We start from the raw sequence: 22,256 nt of genomic DNA on the forward strand, positions 1-22,256 counted from the left end.
GCGCACGCTGCCTATAGCGAATGCAGCAGCTGAGCAGCAATAGCTAGTCGAGTTTGTCGAATGACCATCCGAAGGAGGCGCCCCGCCCATGCCCGATACACCGCAGGCTAAGCAGGACCCGAGCGACCTGGTGCGCGTCCGTCTGGATGTCGCCTACGACGGCACGGGTTTTCACGGCTGGGCCACGCAATCCGGTGGCCTGCGCACGGTCGCGGGAGTGCTGCAGGAAAAGCTGTCCCTGGTCACCCGTCATCCGATCGAGCTGGTCGTCGCCGGCCGCACCGACGCGGGAGTACACGCCAGCGGCCAGGTCTGCCACGCGGACATCCCTGCGGATGCCTTCGAGCAGCGCTCGCTGACCCGCCCGGAGGACCTGGTGCGTCGCCTATCGCGGATGTTGCCTGTTGACGTGCGGTTGCACGGGGCTAGTGTTGCTCCGCAGGGTTTTGACGCCCGCTTCTCCGCGCTACGCCGGCACTACATCTATCGCGTGACGACTCACCCGGCTGGGCCCGTGCCAGTGCGGGCCCGGGATACGGCAGCGTGGCGCTACCCGATTGATCTGGCGAAGACTCAGGCGGCTTCTGACGCACTGATTGGTTTGAACGACTTCGCGGCGTTCTGCAAGGCCCGCGAGGGTGCCACGACTGTCCGCGAACTGCAGGAATTCCGCTGGGTGGACGTCTCCACGGAGGCAGAACCGCAGACCTACGAGGCGCACGTCACCGCCGATGCTTTCTGCTGGTCGATGGTGCGTTCCCTGGTGGGGGCGGCACTGACAGTCGGATCGGGCAAACGACCGGAGGATTTTACCTCGGAGCTTTTGCAGGAGACGAAGCGCAGCTCCGCGGTGCCGGTCGCGCCCGCGGAAGGGTTGAACCTGGTGCGGGTGGATTACCCGGCCGATGAGGAGCTGGCGGAACGCGCGCGGACGACCCGCGCCAAGCGCTCGCCGGTGGGCAACGGAAGTGAGCCGTCCACCGACCTGTGATGGTGGCGATGCTTAGGCGCTGCGATTCGTGAGCGTTCGCCGCGCGTCTGTTTGGTGGGCGCTTGCGGCGTCGGCGCAGTTTGCCGTCTCGGTACAGCCTGCCGCGCAAGTGCGGCCTGCGGTGCGACTTGTGCCGCGGGCTGTGGGGCGGGTTGAGGGGCGGGCGCAGTGATGGCAAAGAAGTTGAAGTATTCCCGGTGTTCGCCGTGGAGGAGCACCGTTCCCGTTCCGACCGGCGGCACCGCGATGAACACATCCGCGCGCAGGTTCACCGTCGCTAGCGTGGAGCGTTCCAGCGACCGGAGCCTTTCCCTCCCCAGCCGCAGCACATTTTCCGCTGCGCCAAAACCACCAGCGCTGAGGCCACCGCCACCACCGCCACCACCGCCAGCACTTAGGCCACCCGCGCTGGTCGCCGCCCCGCGCGCAGAGGAACGTGGCCCCGGCGAAGCGGGAACCTCCACGAACAGGATCGACGTCTTTGCTCCACCGGTGTTCAACCCGGGCAGACTCGCTGTATCTTCTGTCGGGTTTTCGCCCGCGCCCTCCCACGGATCAGACTGCCTCGCGCCGATGCGGTGCACCGCGAACAGCGCTTCTGGCCAGTTCATCGACCCCTCCAGGGTGCGCAGCTGCGGGGCAGTGCCGAACACTGCGAACGTCGCGCCGGGGATTGGATGTACCAGCATTGATTCGCCGGAATCTGTAAGGCCGATAAACCAACCGGGTGCAGCGGGAACCGTCAGCTGCTCAGCCAGCCCGGTGACCTTGGTTCCCACCGGCGGTGCCTCTGCGGGCAGCGCCCACACCCCGCACCCGCTGGCGGCAAAGGGCATCCGCGCCGCCGCGTGCTCCGGCACGCCTACAAGGGTCGCTTGGGAATCGCCCAACCAGCCGCGGCCGAACGGTGGGGTGGGGGTGGTTGTGGTGGACAGGTTGGCGTCCATAAGAGAAAGCCCCAGACCACCGGCCAACCGGTCGGCAGAAATCCGCCGCGACGACGGCTCGCCCCACAGCTTGTCGTGCACGCACAACAGCCGGAACCAGCGCGTGCCCTGATCCGTCGTAGCGCGGCTGCGGTCGAACGCGAACCAGCCCGCTACGATGCACGCGATAGCCAACAAAGCACACAAAACCCATGGCCATAGAGCCGCAAAATCCATTTGTCCCATCCCCAAAATTGTGAAAAATCCCCCGAATGCGAAGCTTCCCCTCGCGCCAGCAATTCAACCATGGAATACTTGGCAGCGCTAGCGGGGGCTAGACAGCACAAAAACAACAAGGGGGGAGCGCAGTAACCATGCGCACAACGGGGATACAAGTATCTGGATTTAATTTTCTGCTTCGCAGGTTAGAGCTTGCGCTGGTCATTGGGGATCCGCGGATGGCTCACGATCCGCTGCGGAGCCAACGGCGCGCGTTGATTGTCGGCGTGCTGCTGAGTCTGCTGATCGCCGGTGGTGCGGTGATGCTGGGGTTGCTGCGCCCGCAGCCCAGCCTGGACGGCGCGGATCTGGTGGCCGACGAGACCGGCACGCTGCACGTCCGACTGGCCGATACCTACCATCCGGTCACGAATGTTGCCTCGGCACGGCTGATTCTGCAGCAGCCCGTCGAGGTGCAGAAAACCACCGCTGAGCAGCTATCAAAGGTGCCGCTCGGGCAGCCACTGGGGATCGGCCAGGTGCCGGGGCTGGTTAGCGCGCCGGATCGCGAGTGGCTGTACTGCGACCGAACCACTGGCGCGGGCGCTACAGGTAGTGCAAGCGCGGCGGGGACTGCGGGCACGGCGCATACAGCAGGGACTGTCGTGGCTGTCGAACGCATCAAGACCCATCGCCATGCTCTACTGGCTGCCCCTTCGGGTTATTGGCTTATCGACGCCACCACTCGCGCCCGCATAACCCCAGACGCAGCCAGGGCTTTCGGCACCGAGGCGGTTCCGGCCAGCGATGAATTGGCACAGCAGTTCCACCGGCGCCCCGACATTGCCATGCCGACGGGGAAGACGAAGATGCCCGCGCCCTTCGACAAAGCGGGCAGGGTTGTGAAGGCCGGTGACCGGGCGTTTCTGGTGGATCGGGCCGGCGTGGGGGAGGTTAAGGGGGCGCGGCGCTCCTACGCGGAGGCCAGCAGCCCGGAGCCGCCGGTGGAGGTCGCGCTGTCGGAAGTGATGCGCCAGCCGAGCGTGGATGTGCTGTCTGGGATCCCCGAGTTTGATGGCGAGCAGCCCGTATCGTGGGCGCAGCCACCCGTGTTGTGCGCGGGGCCGGAGGGGGTGGCGGAGCCGGTTGGGGCGGCGGGGACGGAATACCCGAGCCCCTTCTACGGGCCGCGTGGAACGTCCGCACTGAAGACGGAACGTGGATACGTGCTGGTCAGCGAGAATGGTGTGCGCTACTCCGTGGGTAGCGAAGCCGAGCTGCACGCCCTGGGCTTTAAGGCCGAACGAAGTGTTCAGTTCGCCCGCATTGCCTCGCTGCCGGACGGAGGTTTGTTGTCCGAGGAGAAAGCCCGGCAGACAACCGTCGCGATGATGCCCAGCGCTAGCACCAGGGACAGCACGACCGGTACAGAATAGTCGGCAGGTTCCTGCCCGTACGGCTGAGTGCTGACGGTCTGCAGGGTGTAGTCGGCGCTCGTCGAATCGCTACCACCTCGCGCCTGGGCGTCGCGCAGGTCTAGCGCCCTATCCACCGCCGCGGCGGGGTTGACCACCAACATCTGTTTGCCCAGACCCGGCCCGCTCGCGCCGGGGGAGGCCGTGGAGGCCAATAGCTCCCGCACCTCGCGCGCCGTCAACTGTGGGGCGACCTGCCAGACCAGCGCCGCCGTCGCGCTGACAACCGGGGTGGCGAAGCTGGTGCCTTCAAAGGGTGTGGGATTTCCGACGATGGTGTGTACCTGCTTGCCGATCACCACGCGCCCTTCGGCTGGCCCGCCCGGCGCGAACAGATCCACCCACTTTGTCGGCGCGTTGTAGTGCGCGGGCACGCGCCCCTGGTCGGCGCGGCCACCTTCGTGCGGAGATTGCGGGCTCACTCGTGGCGCGACTGCGCCCACTGCCAGCACCGGATCCAGACTGGAGGGGAATGTAGGTGCCCCCTCCGGACATTGACCCGTGTTACCGGTCGAGGCCACCACGAGCACCCCGGCTTTCTCCGCACGGCCGATCGCTCCCCGCAGGGCGGCCGTATCTTCGCAGGCCACCATGGATATGTTGATGATCTTCACCCGCGCCTTCAGTGCCCGATCAATCGCGCGGACTAGCTCCTCTACTGTGCCTTCTGCCCGGTCGGGGGCCGAGTTATGCCGGAAAGAATGCACCTTCGCCTCCGGCGCGATCGTTTGCAGCACACTGGTCACCACAGACCCGTGCAGCACGCAAAAATCCCGGTCGCCCACCACGCCCGGCCCGGCAGAGCCCGTATCAATCACAGCCACGTTCACGTCCCGGCCCCGTGACAGGGCGTGAAGAGCTGGGTACGAGGAGGCGTCAATATCCGGCAACGGCAAGGTACCCGCCTGGGCGACAGTGCCTTCCTGGCAGTTCCCGTGCGGCGAGGAATCTTTGACGATCATCAGCCGATCCCCCGAATCGCGTCGAACAACCCCGTGGTGTGCAGTGCCAGGGGGATGGCCAGGCAAAACGCGATGGCCTCCACCATGTCGATCGCGCGCCCCAGCATCGGCGACTGCACCCGCAGCGCAGGCAGACCCACCAGCACCAGGCACAATGCGCCCCAAGGTTCGTGCAATGCCAGCCACAGAATCGTCGTCGCCGACAGCACCGCCAGCGCCACAGAGTGCACCGGCCGGGTGCTTCGCGCGCTCACACCGAGGACCGCCACCATCACCAACAGCACGGCGGTCCAAAGATCCAGCGATTCGCCCCACGGTGCCAGCTGGTAGATACACGCGCCCAGCACTGCCACGATGGCGACCACCAGGCTGGAGTGCACCTCCACCACCTGACCTGCGCGGGTGGTCGTGGGCTCTGTAAACACACCGGTCGCGGGCACTTTCGGTAGCTTGATTCCCGCTAGGCCAATGGCAATCTGCCCGGAGTAAGCCAACGCGAACATCGCCAGCAGCAGCGTAATCCCCGGCCAGAGATTCACCGCCGCAAACACCACCCATGTGACCGTCACGATCCGCGCCGGGCCACTGCGCCACACCAGAAGCGCGGCCACGAAACAGGCGCACAGGACGTTCACGTGCAGCCCCAGCCCGAAGCCCAGAATCGCGGCGAGGTAGCTGAAGTTGCGGTGGTGCAGGGAGGCCGCCGCTGCGGCAAGTGCTGCCACGGCGGTTGCCACGATCGTTGCGGTGTCTGCGGAATTGTTGAGGGTAAGGACGCCCCCAGCTCCAACCAATTGATTGTCCAAAGGATGCCACGCTGGCGCTGCTTGCAGGCTAAACAGCGAAACGATGGCTGCGGCAATCCAGGCCGCGGGGCTGGTGGGGATCGGGCCGGACAGTTCCTCTACGGCCTCGGCGGGCGGGGCGGGAACTGTGGCGACCTGCAAAGTTAGTGACTCGCCGGGGCGGACCCCGGCCTCCGCCAACGTGTGCTGTGGCGCGACGTGACCGACGGCGCGGTGCAAAACCCAGTGTTCCCCCGGTTCAGCGTCGACAAGGTGCGGGATGAGCTCCGCCACCGGCACGTGGTCGGCGATCGCAGCGTTGATGGTGGTGCCTTTAGCGGGCACGGAAATGCGTAGGGCAAGCACTTTATTCCCCCTGGTAAAAAGCGTGTAAAGAGTGTTGGGCGCGGCCCTTTGCCGCTGTTGGTCGGCGAGCATCCCCCCTTGGATCCTCGCCAGTGTGGCTTACACGGCACAGATAGTAGCCGAGGCACAGAGATTGCGCTTGCCCTGCGGTGGATCCGGGGAAGGTTTAGAATCTGAAACCACATCCAGGGGGTTGGATGGGGATAACACGGGATAACACCGGATAACACGGGATGTCCCTGGGGACTAGAAGGAAATTGGGGGATTTCTCCATCATGCAGACACAGGCGCCACCGACGCTGCCTAAAGACAAACAGCCTTTCATCAGGTTGCTCATGCCCGCCGTGATGTTGATCGCGGTGGTGGGAATGATCGCCGCCATGGTGCTGTCCGGGTCTGGGCGTAACCCCATCAGCTTCATCTTTCCGCTGATGATGCTGGGAAGTATGGCGATGATGTTCCAGCCAGGGGCCAACATCGATGAGACTCGGCGCTCCTTTCACCGCCATATCGACGCGCTGAAGGACAGCGTGCAGCGCAGCCACGACGAACAACTGCAGACCATGCTGGCGGCCCACCCGCACCCGCAATCGCTGTGGACGCATGTGCATACGGGAACCGACGTCACCGCCAAGCCGGGAGTGGTGCGTATCGGTACCGCAGTGCAAACCCCGGACGACCCGCTGGAGGTGCCGGTCAACGCGCCGCCAGAGGACCTAGAACCAGTCAGCGCCATGAGCCTGCGCGAGGTGGCCCTGCGCTACGCAACTATCGAAGCCCCAGTGTCGGTGGATCTAGCTAGTTTCCACTGCATCGTGCTACTCGGCGATGGTGCGCCTGGCCTAGCCCGTGCGATGCAGGCGCAACTGGCAATGCAGGATCCGGACATCATCGGAATCACCGGCCCCTTCGAGCAGTGGTTACCGCATGACGGGCCCCGCAAGGTCCACTTTTGTACTGGCGATAGCCCGGTGATCGCCGGGGCGGTGGTCACGGAACCAAGTGATGAGTGGGTGGAAAACGCCAAAGGGAATGGCCTGTTATTGCAGGTGGACGATGCCGATGGCGGGTGCTTGCTGAGCGCTTGGACCGTTGACGGCTGGGTGCCTTTCGGGGTGGCCGATCAGCTCAGTGAGGTAGAGCTGGCGCAGATCTGCCGCGCCCGGTCCACCGTGAAATCCAGCACGTCGCTGTTGGAACTGCCGGGTGGGGACTTGCGTGCGCCGATCGGGTTTTCCGGTGCGCCGGTGTATCTGGACATCAAAGAATCAGCCCTAGGAGGAATTGGCCCGCACGGCCTTTGTGTGGGCGCCACAGGCAGCGGCAAGTCGGAGTTGTTAAAGAGCGTGGTGATTAGCTTCGCCCACCAGCACAGCCCGGAGGAGCTGAACTTCGTGCTCGTGGACTTCAAGGGCGGCGCCAGCTTCCTGGGAATGGATCGTTTGCCCCACACGTCCGCGCTGATCACCAACCTGGCTGAGGAGGCGGGGCTGGTCGACCGAATGCAGGATAGTTTGCTGGGGGAGATGCATCGGCGTCAAGAAAAGCTACGCGCCGCAGGCTTGACCACGGCGGCCGAATACAATCGCGCCTACCCCGGACAGATGCCCGCGCTTTTTATCGTGGTCGACGAGTTCTCCGAGTTGCTGCACGCCCGACCCGAGTTCGCCGAGGTATTTGCCGCGATCGGTCGGCTGGGGCGAAGCCTGCGGATGCACCTGCTGCTGGCCACGCAGCGGCTGGAGGAGGGGCGACTGCGTGGCCTGGAATCGCACCTAAGCTACCGCATTGCGCTGCGCACGTTCTCCGCCTCCGAATCCCGCGCACTGATCGGCACTACCGAGGCCTACGACCTGCCCACCACACCCGGCGCAGCGATCCTTTCCGCGGGCGACAAGGTGCGCTTCCACTCGGCCTATGTCTCTGGGCCGGAATTGCCTCGCGACCAGCGTCTAGTGCGCGAGCTAGGAGCCACAGTGGAAGCAGAAACTACTACCATGCAGATGGTCATCGACCGGCTGGAGGGGCCGAACAAGAACCCGGTGTGGCTGCCACCTCTGCCAGAAGACCTGCCTGCTAGCGACATCATGGAATCCCGCGCGCCGGGCGTGGCCCGCATCGGTTTGGAGGATCTGCCGTTCGAGGGGCTGCAGGTGCCGTTGGATATTGACCTGCGGCGCAAGCACTGGGCGATCGTCGGCCAGCCACGGACAGGTAAGACAACGGCGGTGCGCAGTCTGGTGCTGGGGTGGGTCTTAAGCTCCCCGGGGTGGCCGGTGTACATTTTCGACCCGGGCGGCGGCCTGCGGGATCTCGCACGCTTGCCGCAGGTCGCGGCGGTTGTGGGGCCGGACGGCCTGGCTCGGCTGTTCGACGAGATGGAACAGACGGAGGGGCAGCGCCTGCTGATTATCGATGGCCTGGACCAGGTGGGCGCGGTCAACGGGGGCACAGGCGAAGAGGAACAACGACTCATTCGCCTGGCCACCACCGGCCTGGAGCGCGGTCTGCACGTGGTGGTCACAGCCCTGCGGTGGAACTTCCGCCCTTCGCTACGGGACGTGCTGACTGGACAGCTGGAACTGCGGATGACCCCGCTGGATGCCCACTTCCGCGATGCCCAGAAGTCCCTGCCTGACGTGCCGGGCAGGGGCGTGTCAGCCCGCGGTAAGCATGTGCAGTTTGCTAACTCCAACGCACAGGACATCGAGCACGTGCGCATGGAAAGCGTGAAACGCGGCGAGCCTGAGCTATCCATGCGGGTGCTGCCGGAGCGCATCGGGTGGGAAGAGTTGGCCGATCCGCAGGCCTTCGCCATCGGCGGGCCACGCCTGGATCCGGTGCGCTGGGATCACGCCACGTTCCCGCACCTGGTGGCGATTGGCCAGGCCGGTAGCGGTGTGACCACGGCGTTGCGTGCGGTGATGCAATCCGTAGCCGAAAGCCAGAGCCACAGCGGTGAGCCCCCGGAGTTTCTGGTCACGGATACGCGCCGGGGCCTTCTGGGAGTGGCGGGTTACCGCGTCCCGGAGGACTTCCGTGCTGACCTGGCGGGTTGGGTCGATACGCTGCGGGCACGCATTCCGGGCAGTGACGTGGCACCCCAGCAGTTGCGCGAGAAAAGCTGGTGGTCCGGGCCGGAACTCTTCGTCATTGTCGACGATGCGGATGCTGATCCGGGGCTCGACCAGCTGGTTCCTTTGCTGCCCTACGCTGCGGATATCGGCTTACATGTGGTGCTTGGTCGCCGGTCGGGGCAGTTTGCCCGCGCTGCGTATCAACCGCTGATGCAGGCCTTGCGCGACCAGAGCGCCTGGTTGCTGTTTTCTGCGCCGCGTGAGGATGGGCCGATTGCCGGGGTTCGTTTAGTACGACGCCCACAGGGGCGCGCCGCCTACGTTCACAAGGAAACCTGGGACGTGCATGTGGCGGAGATTGCTGATGAAGGCTGACGTGGACGAGTGCCTGTCCGCGAGAAAACTAATTGGGGGAAGAGTATGAGGATGGATCAGAGGCTGGGTGATTCCCGGGGGCTGTTGGCGGAATCGCTGTCCTTGCAAGAATCGGGTGTGTTGGTCAGTGGGATGACCGTCACGGACCTTTCCACAGGGTTCGTGGTGGCCGGAGATGCGCAGACACAGCATCCCGAGTACCTGCTGTACAGCACGACATCGGGCTCCGAAGGGGTGCCGGATGTCGAGTTTCAGCGGTCGGGTTTGAGCCTGGGGCGGCTGTCGGAACTCTTTGAACTGGTAAGCGAAGTGTTGGAGCAGCGCAAAGACTATCCGGACGTGGTGGCGGTGAATCCGCCGGAGCCACGCGTGTATTTCCCCTGGGGAATAGGGCTCCGGGCAGTCGACGTGCTGGTGACGGGATCCTTCGCCGTGGAGGTGGTGCGCTACCTGCGAATCATGGGTATCCGGGCGCGCTTGGTGGATAACGAAACGGTGCTGCGTGTGGCCAGTGAGTTGGCGGTAGCGGAGCAGCAATTGGAACACCTGGGTCTAGCACGGACTTCGGAAGCGGTGTTACCGGCGGAGCCAGCGGAAGAATCCGATGCAGAGGCGGATGCCCGAACACTCGAGGAGCGGGATGTGCGAGGGGAACGAGAGGAACGAGATGAATGGGATGAGGAGGATAAGGAGAGCCGGAGGCTTGCGATCGCCTTGGCAGCTTTGGCGCTGTTCATCGTCGGCGGCGTGATTGCGACGTTTACTGTCTTTGACTCACAGCCGACTGAAGGAACAACGCAGGAGCCTGATCTAGCCGCAGCCCCCGATGAGGCTGTGCAGAGTGGGGAAGTGCAGAACTCCGATGTGCAGAGCCCCGATGTACAGAGCCCTGATGTACAGAGCCCTGATGTACAAGACGGGGAGGTGACGACGAGGGAACCGTTCCCCGAGCCTCGCAAGAACGGTGCCACCGTGGCAGAGCACAGCGCGCGACGTGCGGATATCCCAATCAGTGTAAACGTAGATGGCTGGCACCTTGGGGGTGCGACGAGGTCGCGGGAAGAGTACGTCGGTGACGATGACGGAATGCGCGTGCTGGTGGCGGCGAAGCAAACCCCGCTGAAGACTCAAAACGAGCTGGACGCAGCTCTGTTGAACGCGCTGAATGACGTGGGGCGGGTAGAGGCGAATGGAGTGACCGTCGTATCGACCCAGCCGGTTAGCTACGAGGAGACCTATGCGAACTCGACCACGTTGTGGCACGTGAGGCTCGTTGACGGCCACCAGATTTCGGTGGGCTGCCAGTACCGGCAGTGGAATAAGCAAAGGGAAAAGGTGTGCCAGGAGTTCGTGAACACCGCCCGGCCGGAAAAGGTGGAGGGCGGCCCGCCTGAAGTGTAGCGATCGCAACCGTTGGCGCCGATCACAAAGAAATTCACCAGAAGCAGTGAACCTTTAAGTGGGCCGGTGAGTATAACTCTTTTGATGGCGCCATCAACAGGGGATACCCGGCGACATAGAAGACATGGAAGGCACGCATCAGTGCTTGCATGTAACAGTTTTGCATTCAGATACTTTGAGGGGGAGTTAGAGCATGAGCTTTAAAACAGATGTCAGCACGATGAACCAGGCGGCGTCGAACGTCGACCGTGTGAAGAACGAGGTGCAGGGGGAGCTGTCTCGACTACGTGGGGTAGTGGAAGAGGTTTCTGGTAGCTGGAAGGGTCAGGCACAGGCTTCGTTCCACTCGCTTATGCAGCGGTGGGATGACAATGCGCGAAAGCTGAATGAAGCGCTGCAGAGCATTGCGGACAACATTCGCGCTAACGCCGGTGACTTCGATAGCACCGACGCAGACAATGCTTCGACGTTCAACGTCTAGGAACAAGAGAAGGCCAAGAAGAGAAGAAGGGGATAGAAGATGATTCAGTACAACTTTGCACAGATCAGTAATGCCGCGGACGATATTAACCGTGGCAATTCCACGATCAATGGTCTGCTCGGCGATCTGAAGCGAGACCTGCAGCCCATGGTGAATGAATGGGAAGGCGCTGCTTCCGACAGCTACCAGGCTGCGCAGAAAAAGTGGGACGATTCCGCGCAGGAGATCAACGATGTGCTGGGACAGATCTCCCGCACGGTTCGCCAGGCGAATGATCGTATGAACGAAATCAACACCAACGCTGCAAACAGCTGGGCCTAAACACTTGTAAGAGCTTCGGTTCGCTGTTCTTCTTCGTCAGAGCTTTCAGCCCTCCCCGAGCAGTTTCGGGGAGAGCTGAACGCTTTCTTTTCTGACGCGGTCACGCGTGGGTAGCGACAGTGAAGCCGGGTTGATCGGAAACGTAATGGAATCTTAACCCTGGGGATTGAGCTGGCGGTTCGTTGATGAAATCTGCTTCAGCAGGTCGTTTGCGCCGATGTTGGTTGAAAAGTCAATAAATCCATACGTAGCGTCGTCGATGTACGGGAAACAGAAAGACAATCAGCGATCACCACGCTGAAGTCACACCACTATGTAACTCCCAAATGTTGGTACTCACCAAGCAAAACCTAACCCGTATTGCGTACCGACTTGGCGAAAGGATTTATTAGCTAATGAGCAACGACATCAAGGATCTGTTCAAGGCAACCGCTTACGACAACGCCGGCGACAAGCTGGGCAGCGTGAAGGAAATCTTCGTTGATGACCAGTCCGGCCAGCCGACTTTCGTTGAGGTCAACCACGGCCTGTTCGGCATGAACTCCAGCCTGGTTCCGATGCGCGGCCACAAGTTCGACGGCGAGAACCTGAACCTGGCCTTCGCAAAGGATCGTGTGAAGGACGCGCCGGACTTCGACGCTGACCAGGCGCTGACCCCGGAGCAGCAGAACGAGATCTACCGCCACTACGGGCTGGACAATGTCGAAGACACCACCCGCTACGGCGACACCGCTGGTCAGCAGGGCACCGGCGAAGAGCGCAGCACCCTGGAGCGCCACGAGGCTGCCGGTGGTAGCGCCGCAGATGGTGTTGGCGCTGCTGGCGCTGGTGTTGCAGGTGCTGGCGCTGCTGGCGCTGGTGTTGCAGGAGCTAACTCCGGCGCTAGCGAGCGCGACGCTGCACAGACCGGCGATGCTGCTAACACCGCCGCTAACCGCGAGGCTGCCGTAAACAACGAAGGCGAGATCATCCGCTCCGAGGAGCGTTTGAACGTTCAGAAGGATAAGGTCCAGACCGGCGAGGCTCGCCTGCGTAAGTACGTCGTCACCGACACTGAGACCGTCGAGGTTCCGGTCACCCGCGAAGAGGTTCGCGTCGAGCGCACCCCGATCTCCGCAGACGAGGCTGCCAACTACAAGGGCTCCATCGACGAGGGCGGCCAGGAAGCATCCGTGACTCTGAGCGAAGAGCGTGTCTCTGTCAACAAGGAAACCGTGCCGGTGGAGAAGGTATCCCTGAACAAGGAGCAGATCACCGAGACCGAGCGCCACACTGAGGAGCTCCGTAAGGAGCAGATCGACACCGACGTAGACGGCGGCGTCAACTCCTAAAAAACCTCAACTCCCGACAACCGCACGATCCCCGGCTCCGCACCTTCCCATCGAGGAAGGGGAGACGGGGATTTTTGGTGTTCGAGCCGGACTGTAGTAAATTCCCAAGGGTTGTGTGCATGCCGCTCGAAAGGTTTCGAGTTCATGCATTTCTGCGGGTCACAACCGGCCGCCGCAGAAGCGCTCAAGTATTCAGCTTTAAGTGCTCATCTGGCTGGCAGTTCCAAGATCAAGACTTTTAGGAGTCCACTGTGACTACTTTCCACCCGAAGAGCGGTGACATTACCCGTAAGTGGTACGTCATCGACGCCACCGATGTGGTGCTGGGTCGTCTTGCTGTTACCGCAGCTGACCTGCTGCGCGGCAAGAAGAAGCCTTACTACGCACCCAACGTTGACTGCGGCGACAACGTCATCATCATCAACGCCGACAAGGTTCACGTTTCCTCCAACAAGCGCGAGCGCGAGATGCGCTACCGTCACTCCGGCTACCCGGGTGGTCTGAAGACCATGTCCCTGGGTCGTTCCCTGGAGCTGCACCCGGAGCGCGTTATCGAGGAGGCAGTGAAGGGCATGATGCCGCACAACAAGCTGTCCCGCGCGTCCATCAAGAAGCTCCGCGTCTTCGCTGGCCCGGAGCACACTTTCGAGGCCCAGAAGCCTGAGACCTACGAGATCAAGCAGGTGGCACAGTAATGACCGAGTACAACGAGAACGTAACCGACGAGCAGAACGTTGCCGTCGAGGACAACTACGAGGGCGAGTACACCGCTGCCGACGCAGTGAACGAAGAGTTCGTTGCCACCATCGGTGACTCCGTCGCTTCCGAAGACGACGCTGAGCAGGTTGCTGCTGAGCCGGTTCTGTACGAAGGCCCCATCCAGACCGTTGGTCGTCGTAAGGAAGCTGTCGTCCGCGTCCGCATGGTTCCGGGCTCTGGCGAGTTCGTTTGCAACGGCCGCACCCTGGAGGACTACTTCCCGAACAAGCTGCACCAGCAGCTGATCAAGGCTCCGCTGGTTCTGCTGGACCGCGAGAACCAGTTCGACATCCACGCAAACCTGAACGGTGGCGGCCCCTCCGGTCAGGCTGGTGCTTTCCGCCTGGCTATCGCCCGTGCACTGAACAAGTACAACCCGGCAGAGCGCACTGAGCTGAAGCGCGCTGGCTTCCTGACCCGCGACGCTCGTGCAGTGGAGCGCAAGAAGGCCGGTCTGCACAAGGCACGTCGTGCCCCGCAGTACTCCAAGCGTTAAACCGCCTCCTTCCTTTTTTGGTGGCGACGCCCCCCCCTCATCCCAGCCGTACAACATGTCGGCTGGGGCGAGGGGGTTTCCCTTTTGTCGCGCTTTCTATCCTTTTCTTCAGGCCTCTTTTTCTAAGCCCGGGAGTGGCAGGCATAGTGTCAGGGGGTTGACCGGGTAACATTTCGCCCCATGGGTAAATTGTTCGGAACTGATGGTGTGCGCGGCCTGGCGAACAAGAAGCTGACTGCGCCGTTGGCGATGAAGCTGGGTGCCGCCGCCGCGCGCGTGTTGGTATCCAAGGAGGAAGTGGGCGGGCGCCGCCCCACCGCCGTGGTCGGCCGCGATCCGCGCGTATCGGGGGAGATGCTGATGGCTGCGCTGTCGGCAGGCATGGCCTCGCAGGGCGTGGATGTGCTGGACGTCGGCGTGATCCCGACCCCGGCCGTAGCCTTCCTCACCGATGATTTCGGTGCCGACATGGGCGTGATGATCTCCGCCTCCCACAACCCAATGCCAGATAACGGCATTAAGTTCTTTGCGGCTGGTGGGCGCAAGCTGCAGGATGATGTGGAAGACGCCATCGAGGCCACGATGCTGGAGCTGCCCGAATCCGGACCAACTGGTGCCGCAATCGGACGCATCCTCGACGAGTCCCACGATGCGCTGGAACGCTACCTGGTGCACGTAGGCACGGCCATTAATCACCCACTGGATGGCATCCGCGTAGTGGTGGATTGTGCCAATGGAGCGGCATCGACCGCTGCCCCGGAAGCGTATCGCCAGGCCGGAGCAGACGTCGTGGCTATTCACAGCCGCCCGAATAGCTTCAACATCAACGATGGTGTGGGCTCTACCCACATTGACGTGCTGCAGAAGGCCGTCCTGGAGCACCAGGCGGACCTGGGGCTGGCACACGATGGCGATGCGGACCGTTGCCTGGCCGTCGATTCCGAGGGCAACGTGGTGGATGGCGACCAGATCATGGCCATCATTGCGCTGGCGATGAAGGAAAACGGAGAGCTTAAGCAGAACACCCTCGTGGCCACCGTGATGTCCAACCTAGGACTGAAGCTGGCCATGCGGGCAAACGGAATCAAGGTCCTGGAAACCCAGGTCGGCGACCGCTACGTGCTGGCCGAGCTGTTGGCCTCTGATCTTTCGCTGGGCGGCGAGCAATCGGGGCACGTCATTATTTCTGAGCACGCAACCACCGGCGACGGCACCCTGACCGGACTGACCTTGATGGCGCGCATGGCGCAGACGGGCAAGCCTCTGTCTGAGCTGGCGAAGATAATGACGGTGCTGCCGCAGACGCTGATCAACGTGCCGGTGGCGGATAAGTCCGTCATCGCCGACGACGAGCGGGTGGTGGAGGCCATCGCGAAGGCGGAGGAGGATCTGGGCGATGCCGGCCGTGTGCTGCTGCGCCCCTCTGGCACTGAAGAGCTGTTTCGTGTGATGGTGGAAGCTGCTGATCCTGGGACGGCGCGTCGTATCGCCGGCAAGCTAGCGGCTGTTGTGGCGGAGGTTTAAGCCTGCCCACGATGTTGGGAATCTTCCGTGAACCTTTTGTGCTTCCGCACGGTCTAACTGTGCGGAAGGATCAAAGGGGGAATAAAAGGTCGTGGAAGAGTTACAAGTGGATCCGCTGGTCGCTGCGGACAGAGCAGCGAAGGTGCGGGGCGAACAGGAAAGCTGGGTATCCCATCTGGGTGGAAACCGCCCTCAAGTTTCTGCCGCTATTTTTGGCGCGGGGCTGCAAGAAAAGGCTCAAGAATTTCTTTCCCTTGTGGATCAGGGGCATTCGGTGCGCATCAGCCATGCCGAGCGCATGGTCAAAGCGGGGGAAGATCTTGTCGGGTTAGCTGGCCGCGTGGGGGACGCGGATCAGGATAACTCCACACGCTTGGGTGAAGGGAGCGTGTGGGCATGACGGCTTCGTTGGATATACGTCTGAACGCTGCGCTTGATGTGATGGCCCGCTTCGGTGCACCGGTGGAGGAGGCGAAAGCTGCGGCGTCATTTACCAATGGCATGAATCCCGAAGCGATCAGAGTGTCGCTAGGGCCGGCGAGCAACAGCAAGCGACAAGCGCCGGGAGGCGAAGCGGAGAAAGACGCGAAAGATAGCTTCCGTGGCTTGGGGGATGGTCGGCCGGGGAAGGCGACTGAGAAGGCGGGGAAGGAGCAGCGGGATCACGAGCGATGCGTCCAGGATCGTTGCGTGGCGGTGCGAAATACTGCCGATGTGATGGGGGAATCCTCGGAGACCGCGGTGAGCTCTATCGAGGGGATCGCCGAAAAGCTAGAGCTTTTTGCGTTTCTGGGGGTCGGCCTGGTTGGCGGTGGAAAGCCGCTGTTGGAAGTGCTGGCGAAGCTTGCGGGAAAGTTGTCGAAGAACATCCTGCACAGTCGTAACAACTGTCTGAATAAAACCATGGACACGTTGATTAAGGATGCAAAGCCCGCCGCCGAACCCGGCAATTCCAAGAAGCCTGTCTGCGAGGATCCGCGCCCTGCGGAAACGAAGTGTCCCGAGCAAGCTAAGGAACCTCCGCGGTGCGAGCAGCCAGTACAGCCCGCAGAGAAGCCCGCGGTTACCCCGGCGGAAAAGCCTGCAGAGCCACCTGCGGTAAAGGCTCCGGCGCCGGTGCAAGCGGAAGAGCCACAGACGGTCACTCGTCCGGCGATGGCCCAGACACCTGTGCCAGCGCCACCTCCACTAGCAGGCTGCCTACAGATCAACATGCAAGGTGCGATGAGGCTGTGGGGCGACTTTGTCCATTGCGTGACGGAGCTTCTCACCCCGCCAGTTGAGGAATGTCCGGTGCCGCAGTCGGATCCTGCATCGCAACCAGATCCAACGCCGCAACCAGACCCGAAACCGGAACCAGAACCCAAGCCGGAACCGGAACCAGCTCCCGAGCCGAAGCCCGCGCCGGAACCAGACCCGAAACCTGAACAAGTCGTGCAGAAGGACGAATGCGAGGAAGCCCAGCATAAGCCTGCACCCGCACACGTCTGCGAGGAAAAGCCCGCCCCTGAGCCGAAGCCTGAACAGGCAGAGGCAAAGCCGGAGCCGGCACCTAAGCCGGAGCCAGCTCCAGCGCCGCAACCGGATCCACAGCCGGAGCCTCCGCGCTGCGAGCCCCCAGTCCCAGAGCAGAAGACGGAACCCAAACCAGCCCCAGAGCCCACTGCGCCTGCCGCGCCATCACAGCAGTGGAAGCCTGATATCTGGGTTGCGGCAGCGGGCTCTGCCTCGATTGAAATGGAAGGCGCCTCTGTGGAACTGGCAGGAGCTGCGGCGGTGGGCGTCGGAATAGAAAGGAGCGGTGAGTGGTGAACCGACAGGAGGAACTAGCGACGCGCTACCAGCGCATCGTCGATGAGTATATGGCAGAAGTAGAAGAATCGGTGCGGGAGTTCGAAGAAACCCTGAAGGAATGCACCCGGCAGCTTGAGGAAGCGAAGGAGGCGCGGCGGGGAGCGAAGGCAGACCAGGTTGGGGAACCCCGCCAGGTGGGCAAGCACGGCGCCCAAGGAATGCGCGGAAGGATCTTCGACTAGTCACATCCGGAGCCCCGGGTAGATCAACCCATCAACCCGGAGGAGACCAACCTAGAAGATTTCGCTCAGGCGCTCTTCCAGATCCACGTTCTCGGGCAGGTTCTTGTACAGCTCGTGCTGGGTGGCAGTGCGGGTCTTCTTCAGCTCCGCATGGCTATCGCGGAAGGACTTGTATTTGCCCTTATCCTCCGCCAGAACAAAGCCCGTCAGCAGGCCACGGACCAGCTCCTGCTGGCTGAACTGCGGCAGGCCAGAGCCCAAGGCAAAGTTGCGGCCGTAGTTTTCGCTAAAGCTGGTGGAAGAAGCGCTCAGCAGTTCGCGGTAGACCACGTCACCGCCCCAGTTGGCGGCCATACGCTTCGCGTTGCCCCTCGGGGTTTCGCCCAAACGGCCAGCCTCCAGGACCAGGCCAGGGGCCTTTACGTACTTTGCGGCTTCCGTTGCATCCGGGGAAGTATCCGCAGGGTACACAGCCATAACGCCGGCAATGGTGGGTTCGGTTTCGTAGCCCTTCAGCTCGCTGCGGTGACTACGCCCCGTCGCAGCCAGCACGGCAGCCGAGGCACCCATGCCATGACCAGCGAGGTACAGATTGTTTGGCTGCACCGTGACGTTGCCGTTGCCGAGGCGCACACCGGCCAGGATCTGCAGTGCGGTCTCCAGGTCGGCGGCGAAGCCACGGTGGTTGGCCGCCAGGCCGGTCTCCGTATCCGGCGCGGCTACGGCGAAGCCCCAACTAGCCAGGTGGCGCAAAGTTGCGTGGTAGCTGTGTACCCCAACACGCCAGTCGTGACCGAAGGCGATGCCCGGAATCCCCTTGCCCTCGGCGGGGGTGTACACACGCCCCGGAATTCCGGCGAAGTTCAGGTCACCGACCATCACGCGGTGTGGGCCGCGCTTGCCCAAGCGAGTAATTAGGTTATTAATCTTATCTGCCACAGCCCCACAGCTTACCGAAATCAAGTGGCCATTGTGTATCGTCAGAGGCATGTGTGCAATTGTTGGCTACGTAGGTAACTCCGAGGCTCTCCAAATCGGGTTGGACGCGCTGGAGCGAATGGAATATCGCGGATACGATTCCGCAGGCATCGCAGTTGTCGAGCAGGACTCCCTGCACATCGAAAAGAAGGAAGGCAAACTGCAAAACCTCATCGACCGTATCGATGAGGTAGGTCGCGATGACTTCCACGGCACCGCCTGCATCGGCCATACCCGCTGGGCAACCCACGGTCGGCCTAATGACGTCAACGCGCACCCGCACCGTTCCTTCGACGGCAAAGTCGCCATCGTCCACAACGGCATCATCGAAAACTTCTCCACCTTGCGTGCAGAAATCGAAGCCGCTGGCATCGAATTGGAATCCGAAACCGACTCCGAAGTCGCCGCACACCTGCTGGCGCTTGCCTACAACGAGGGCGAGACCGCAGGCGACTTCCAAGCCTCCGCGCTGAAGGTTCTATCCCGACTCGACGGTGCTTTCACCGTACTGTTCGTTCACGACGATCACCCGGGCACCATCGTCGCCGGTCGTCGTTCCACCCCGCTGATCGTCGGCGTGGGCGAGGGCGAGATGTTCCTGGGTTCCGACGTTGCAGCCTTTATCGACCGCACGAAGAACGCCGTAGAGCTGGGGCAGGATAACGCGGTGGTTATCACCCCCGATTCCTACGACATCTACGACTTCGACGGCAACCCGGTAGAAGGCAAGCCCTTCACCATCGATTGGGACCTGGATGCTGCACAGAAGGACGGCTTTGATTCCTTCATGATGAAGGAAATCCACGAGCAGCCCGCTGCCGTCCGCGACACCCTGGCCGGTCACTTCGACGGCCGCCGAATCGTGCTGGACGAGCAGCGCCTGTCCGATGAGGATCTGCGTGGCGTAGAAAAGGTCTTCGTTGTCGCCTGTGGCTCGGCCTACCACTCTGGCCTGCTGGCTAAGTACGCCATCGAGCACTGGGTTCGCCTTCCCGTAGAGATCGAGGTCGCCAGCGAGTTCCGCTACCGCGACCCAGTTCTGGACCAACGCACCCTCGTCGTTGCTGTCTCCCAGTCCGGCGAGACCGCCGACACGCTGGAGGCGGTGCGTCACGCGAAGATGCAGGGCGCCCGCGTGCTGGCTGTCTGCAACACCAACGGTTCGCAGATCCCACGCGAATCCGATGCCGTGCTGTACACCCACGCCGGCCCGGAGATCGGTGTGGCTTCCACGAAGGCTTTCCTGGCGCAGGTTGCGGCGAACTACCTGGTCGGCTTGGCTTTGGCTCAGGCGCGCGGCACGAAGTACGCCGACGAAATCGCGGAGATTTACTACGCGCTGGAGGCTATCCCCGAGAAGATCGAGAAGACCCTCGAGCTGCGCGACCAGATCCTGGAGCTGTCGAAGGAACTCGGCCCGGTGAAGACCATGCTGTTCCTGGGCCGCCACGTCGGCTTCCCTGTCGCCCTCGAGGGCGCGCTGAAGCTGAAGGAGCTGGCCTACATCCACGCCGAGGGCTTCGCCGCCGGTGAGCTCAAGCACGGCCCGATCGCCCTGATCGAGGACGATTTGCCCGTCGTCGTGGTCGTTCCCAGCCCGAATGGCCGTCCGGTGCTGCACTCCAAGATCGTTTCTAACATTCAGGAGATCCGCGCCCGCGGTGCGAAGACCATCGTTATCGCCGAGGAAGGCGACGAGGCCGTGCGCCCCTTCGCCAACTGGCTGCTGGAGATCCCGGGTACTACGTCGCTGATGCAGCCGCTGCTGTCCACGGTGCCGCTGCAGTTCCTGGCCGCCGACATCGCCCGCGAGTGCGGCAACCAGGACATCGACAAGCCGCGTAACCTCGCCAAGTCCGTCACTGTCGAGTAGCTGCGGGTTCTTTCTTAGTGACGCCCCCTGCCGTGCCCTTTTCCTAGGATTCCAGGAGGGGTGGCTAAGGTTATGAACATGTCGGATCGTCACCTTGCGGAATTAGTCGTTGACCTGGATGCCATTGCGCACAATGTGCGCGTGTTCCAGGAGGCTGCGGCGCCCGCCGGGGTGATGGCAGTAGTGAAGGCCGATGCCTACAACCACGGGGTAGATGTGGTTGCTCCCGCCATGTTGGACGCAGGCGTGGAACAGCTCGGCGTGGCCACGCTAGGGGAGGCATTGCACCTGCGCGGGATCCTCAAAGACTTGGGGGAGCGCTATCATTCCACCCCGATCACCGCGTGGATGTGGATGCCGGGCGATGAGTTGGCGGACGTCTTTGCTGCAGGAATTACCGTTGGCGTGCCCTCACTGGCACACGCGAAATCTCTGGTGGAGCAGGCCGAGCGGGCGCTACGGGAAACGCAGGTCAGTGCTCCCGTGCGCGCCTCCCTCATGGTGGATACAGGCCTTTCCCGTTCCGGGGTAAGCCCTGCCGAGTGGCAGCAGACCGTGGAGCTGCTGGCGGCCCACACAGATTGCGTGGACATCACCGGCGTGATGAGCCACATGGCCAGCGCTGACGAGCCTCAGTCGGAAGCAAACGATCTGCAGGCCACTCGCTTCGCGCAGGCCATCGAGTTCTGCCGCAACCACGGTCTGCCGGTGCCCTGCAATCACATTGCAAACACACCGGCAACGCTCAACCGCCCTGATTTGGCTTATGAGTTGGTACGACCGGGCGTCGGACTATACGGCATCGACCCGGCAGGCGCGGGCGTAGAGCTACGACCGGCTATGACGCTGCGCGCTCGCGTGATAACGACTCGCGTGGTGCCCAAGGGGGAGGGCGTGAGCTACAGCCACACGTGGCGGGCGCAACGCGATACCCGCACTGCCGTGGTGGCGCTGGGTTATGCCGATGGGCTGCCCCGCAGCGTCTCCGGCAAGATGCAGGTGACGATCAACGGGAAGGCTTATCCGCAGATCGGACGGGTCTGTATGGATCAGATCGTCGTGGAGCTGGGGCCGGCGGACGGCGCAGAGGCGGAGACCAGTGCCGTTCAGCCAGGCGACTGGGCGGTGATCTTCGGCGAAGGCGGAACAAGCATCGACGAATTCGCGGAGCTGGCCGGAACGATCAGCTACGAGGTGCTGACGATGCCACGCGGCCCACGGATCGCACGGGTGTTCCGCGGAGGGAGCCCCGACTTCTCCGGCGATGGTTCCCGCACCGTGGCGACCGCCGATGACATGCGGCACCTGGGCGAACAGCTGGGGGCGCAGCTAGAGGCAGGAACCGTCGTGGTGCTGTCCGGTCCGCTGGGCGCGGGCAAGACGACTCTGACCCAGGGGTTGGCGGCCGGTCTGGGGGTGAAGGGGCGCGTGCAATCGCCGACGTTCACCATCGTGCGGACCCACCGCGCCGGGCAGCGTGGGGTCGGGCTGTTGCACATGGATGCCTACCGCCTGCTGGGCGCGGATGTGGACGAGGGGATCGAACCGGGGCGTCACATCGACCGCAATGAGGTGCTTGATGCACTGGAGAGCCTGGACATCGACGCGGATATCGACGACGTGGTCGTGGTCGCGGAGTGGGGGCGCGGCGTGGTGGAGCCTTTGAGCGACAAGGTGCTGGATGTGCAGATCGACCGGGGTAGCGTGAGTGGCGCCGCGGATGCTGCCAGCGAAATCCGCACCGTGACCTGGCGCTGGGTCTAGCGTTCCGCCGCGGCGTATTCTGGCAATTTCTTAGGAAAATCTATGGAACCTCTCGGCAAGACTTGCTTTTTGTCCCTGCGCTGTGTAAAAATAGTTGACGAATCACCGTGAGGGGT

At 62.8% G+C, this 22,256-nt stretch carries 18 protein-coding genes and 1 pseudogene; 15 read left to right on the plus strand and 4 right to left on the minus strand.

Annotated features, from left to right (window positions below; genetic code table 11):
* The first annotated feature begins 88 nt into the window (after nt 1-88).
* A complete protein-coding gene (truA, locus tag CRD15_RS05425; protein ID WP_187402097.1) occupies nt 89-991 on the plus strand; it encodes a tRNA pseudouridine(38-40) synthase TruA in 903 nt (300 codons plus the stop codon).
* On the opposite strand, the gene CRD15_RS05430 is transcribed toward truA, so the two are convergent.
* Nucleotides 895-2,154 carry a hypothetical protein gene (locus CRD15_RS05430; protein WP_187402098.1) on the minus strand — a complete coding sequence of 420 codons (1,260 nt, stop codon included), beginning with the start codon at nt 2,152-2,154 and terminating at the stop codon, nt 895-897. The two genes, truA and CRD15_RS05430, sit on opposite strands and share 97 nt — an antisense overlap.
* 137 nt (nt 2,155-2,291) lie before the next feature.
* Between CRD15_RS05430 and eccB the strand changes: the two genes are divergently transcribed.
* Nucleotides 2,292-3,572: a type VII secretion protein EccB gene (gene eccB, locus CRD15_RS05435; protein ID WP_187402099.1), complete on the plus strand. Its 1,281-nt coding sequence runs from the start codon at nt 2,292-2,294 to the stop codon at nt 3,570-3,572.
* Between the two features lie 185 nt (nt 3,573-3,757).
* Here eccB and CRD15_RS10115 read toward each other — a convergent pair.
* Both CRD15_RS10115 and CRD15_RS05440 read right to left on the minus strand, forming a co-directional pair.
* Nucleotides 3,758-4,573: pseudogene (locus CRD15_RS10115) on the minus strand (S8 family serine peptidase); the annotation flags it as partial.
* A complete protein-coding gene (locus CRD15_RS05440; RefSeq protein ID WP_043012321.1) occupies nt 4,573-5,724 on the minus strand; it encodes an EsaB/YukD family protein in 1,152 nt (383 codons plus the stop codon). The gene CRD15_RS05440 and the pseudogene CRD15_RS10115, both read right to left, overlap by 1 nt.
* A 275-nt stretch (nt 5,725-5,999) precedes the next feature.
* Between CRD15_RS05440 and CRD15_RS05445 the strand changes: the two genes are divergently transcribed.
* From CRD15_RS05445 to CRD15_RS05495, 11 genes are all read left to right on the plus strand, one after another.
* Entirely contained in the window at nt 6,000-9,176 is a 3,177-nt protein-coding gene (locus CRD15_RS05445) for an FtsK/SpoIIIE domain-containing protein (protein WP_187402125.1), read from the plus strand.
* A 51-nt stretch (nt 9,177-9,227) separates the two neighbouring features.
* A complete protein-coding gene (locus tag CRD15_RS05450) occupies nt 9,228-10,577 on the plus strand; it encodes a type VII secretion-associated protein (protein WP_255463751.1) in 1,350 nt (449 codons plus the stop codon).
* 193 nt (nt 10,578-10,770) lie between these two features.
* Nucleotides 10,771-11,058, plus strand: a complete 288-nt coding sequence (locus tag CRD15_RS05455; protein ID WP_034971117.1) for a WXG100 family type VII secretion target — start codon at nt 10,771-10,773, stop codon at nt 11,056-11,058.
* A gap of 39 nt (nt 11,059-11,097) precedes the next feature.
* The gene (locus CRD15_RS05460; protein ID WP_034971118.1) at nt 11,098-11,379 is read left to right on the plus strand and encodes a WXG100 family type VII secretion target; all 282 of its coding nucleotides are present in this window, start codon (nt 11,098-11,100) and stop codon (nt 11,377-11,379) included.
* A gap of 395 nt (nt 11,380-11,774) precedes the next feature.
* Entirely contained in the window at nt 11,775-12,710 is a 936-nt protein-coding gene (locus tag CRD15_RS05465) for a PRC and DUF2382 domain-containing protein (protein WP_187402101.1), read from the plus strand.
* Nucleotides 12,711-12,961: 251 nt separating this feature from the next.
* Complete coding sequence (rplM, locus tag CRD15_RS05470; protein WP_034971121.1) at nt 12,962-13,405, plus strand: 50S ribosomal protein L13; 444 nt, start codon at nt 12,962-12,964, stop codon at nt 13,403-13,405.
* On the plus strand, nt 13,405-13,965 hold the full coding sequence (gene rpsI, locus CRD15_RS05475; protein ID WP_034971122.1) for a 30S ribosomal protein S9: 561 nt from the start codon (nt 13,405-13,407) through the stop codon (nt 13,963-13,965). The genes rplM and rpsI overlap by 1 nt, the downstream gene beginning before the upstream one ends.
* A 180-nt stretch (nt 13,966-14,145) precedes the next feature.
* A complete protein-coding gene (glmM, locus tag CRD15_RS05480; RefSeq protein ID WP_187402102.1) occupies nt 14,146-15,489 on the plus strand; it encodes a phosphoglucosamine mutase in 1,344 nt (447 codons plus the stop codon).
* A gap of 91 nt (nt 15,490-15,580) precedes the next feature.
* Nucleotides 15,581-15,889 carry a hypothetical protein gene (locus CRD15_RS05485; RefSeq protein ID WP_034971124.1) on the plus strand — a complete coding sequence of 103 codons (309 nt, stop codon included), beginning with the start codon at nt 15,581-15,583 and terminating at the stop codon, nt 15,887-15,889.
* Nucleotides 15,886-17,301, plus strand: coding sequence for a hypothetical protein (locus CRD15_RS05490; protein ID WP_187402103.1), 1,416 nt, complete (start codon nt 15,886-15,888; stop codon nt 17,299-17,301). Before CRD15_RS05485 ends, CRD15_RS05490 begins: the two co-directional genes overlap by 4 nt.
* The gene (locus CRD15_RS05495; RefSeq protein WP_034971125.1) at nt 17,295-17,525 is read left to right on the plus strand and encodes a hypothetical protein; all 231 of its coding nucleotides are present in this window, start codon (nt 17,295-17,297) and stop codon (nt 17,523-17,525) included. Before CRD15_RS05490 ends, CRD15_RS05495 begins: the two co-directional genes overlap by 7 nt.
* A 51-nt stretch (nt 17,526-17,576) precedes the next feature.
* Here CRD15_RS05495 and CRD15_RS05500 read toward each other — a convergent pair whose 3' ends face one another.
* The gene (locus CRD15_RS05500; RefSeq protein ID WP_034971309.1) at nt 17,577-18,452 is read right to left on the minus strand and encodes a dienelactone hydrolase family protein; all 876 of its coding nucleotides are present in this window, start codon (nt 18,450-18,452) and stop codon (nt 17,577-17,579) included.
* A 61-nt stretch (nt 18,453-18,513) separates the two neighbouring features.
* Between CRD15_RS05500 and glmS the strand changes: the two genes are divergently transcribed.
* On the plus strand, nt 18,514-20,376 hold the full coding sequence (glmS, locus tag CRD15_RS05505; protein ID WP_035001340.1) for a glutamine--fructose-6-phosphate transaminase (isomerizing): 1,863 nt from the start codon (nt 18,514-18,516) through the stop codon (nt 20,374-20,376).
* A 78-nt stretch (nt 20,377-20,454) separates the two neighbouring features.
* On the plus strand, nt 20,455-22,140 hold the full coding sequence (gene alr / locus CRD15_RS05510; protein WP_237743897.1) for an alanine racemase: 1,686 nt from the start codon (nt 20,455-20,457) through the stop codon (nt 22,138-22,140).
* Nucleotides 22,141-22,256: the final 116 nt, after the last annotated feature.

The organism is Corynebacterium sp. LK28 (assembly GCF_014335105.1).
In the GTDB taxonomy this organism is placed as follows: Bacteria; Actinomycetota; Actinomycetes; order Mycobacteriales; family Mycobacteriaceae; genus Corynebacterium; species Corynebacterium macclintockiae.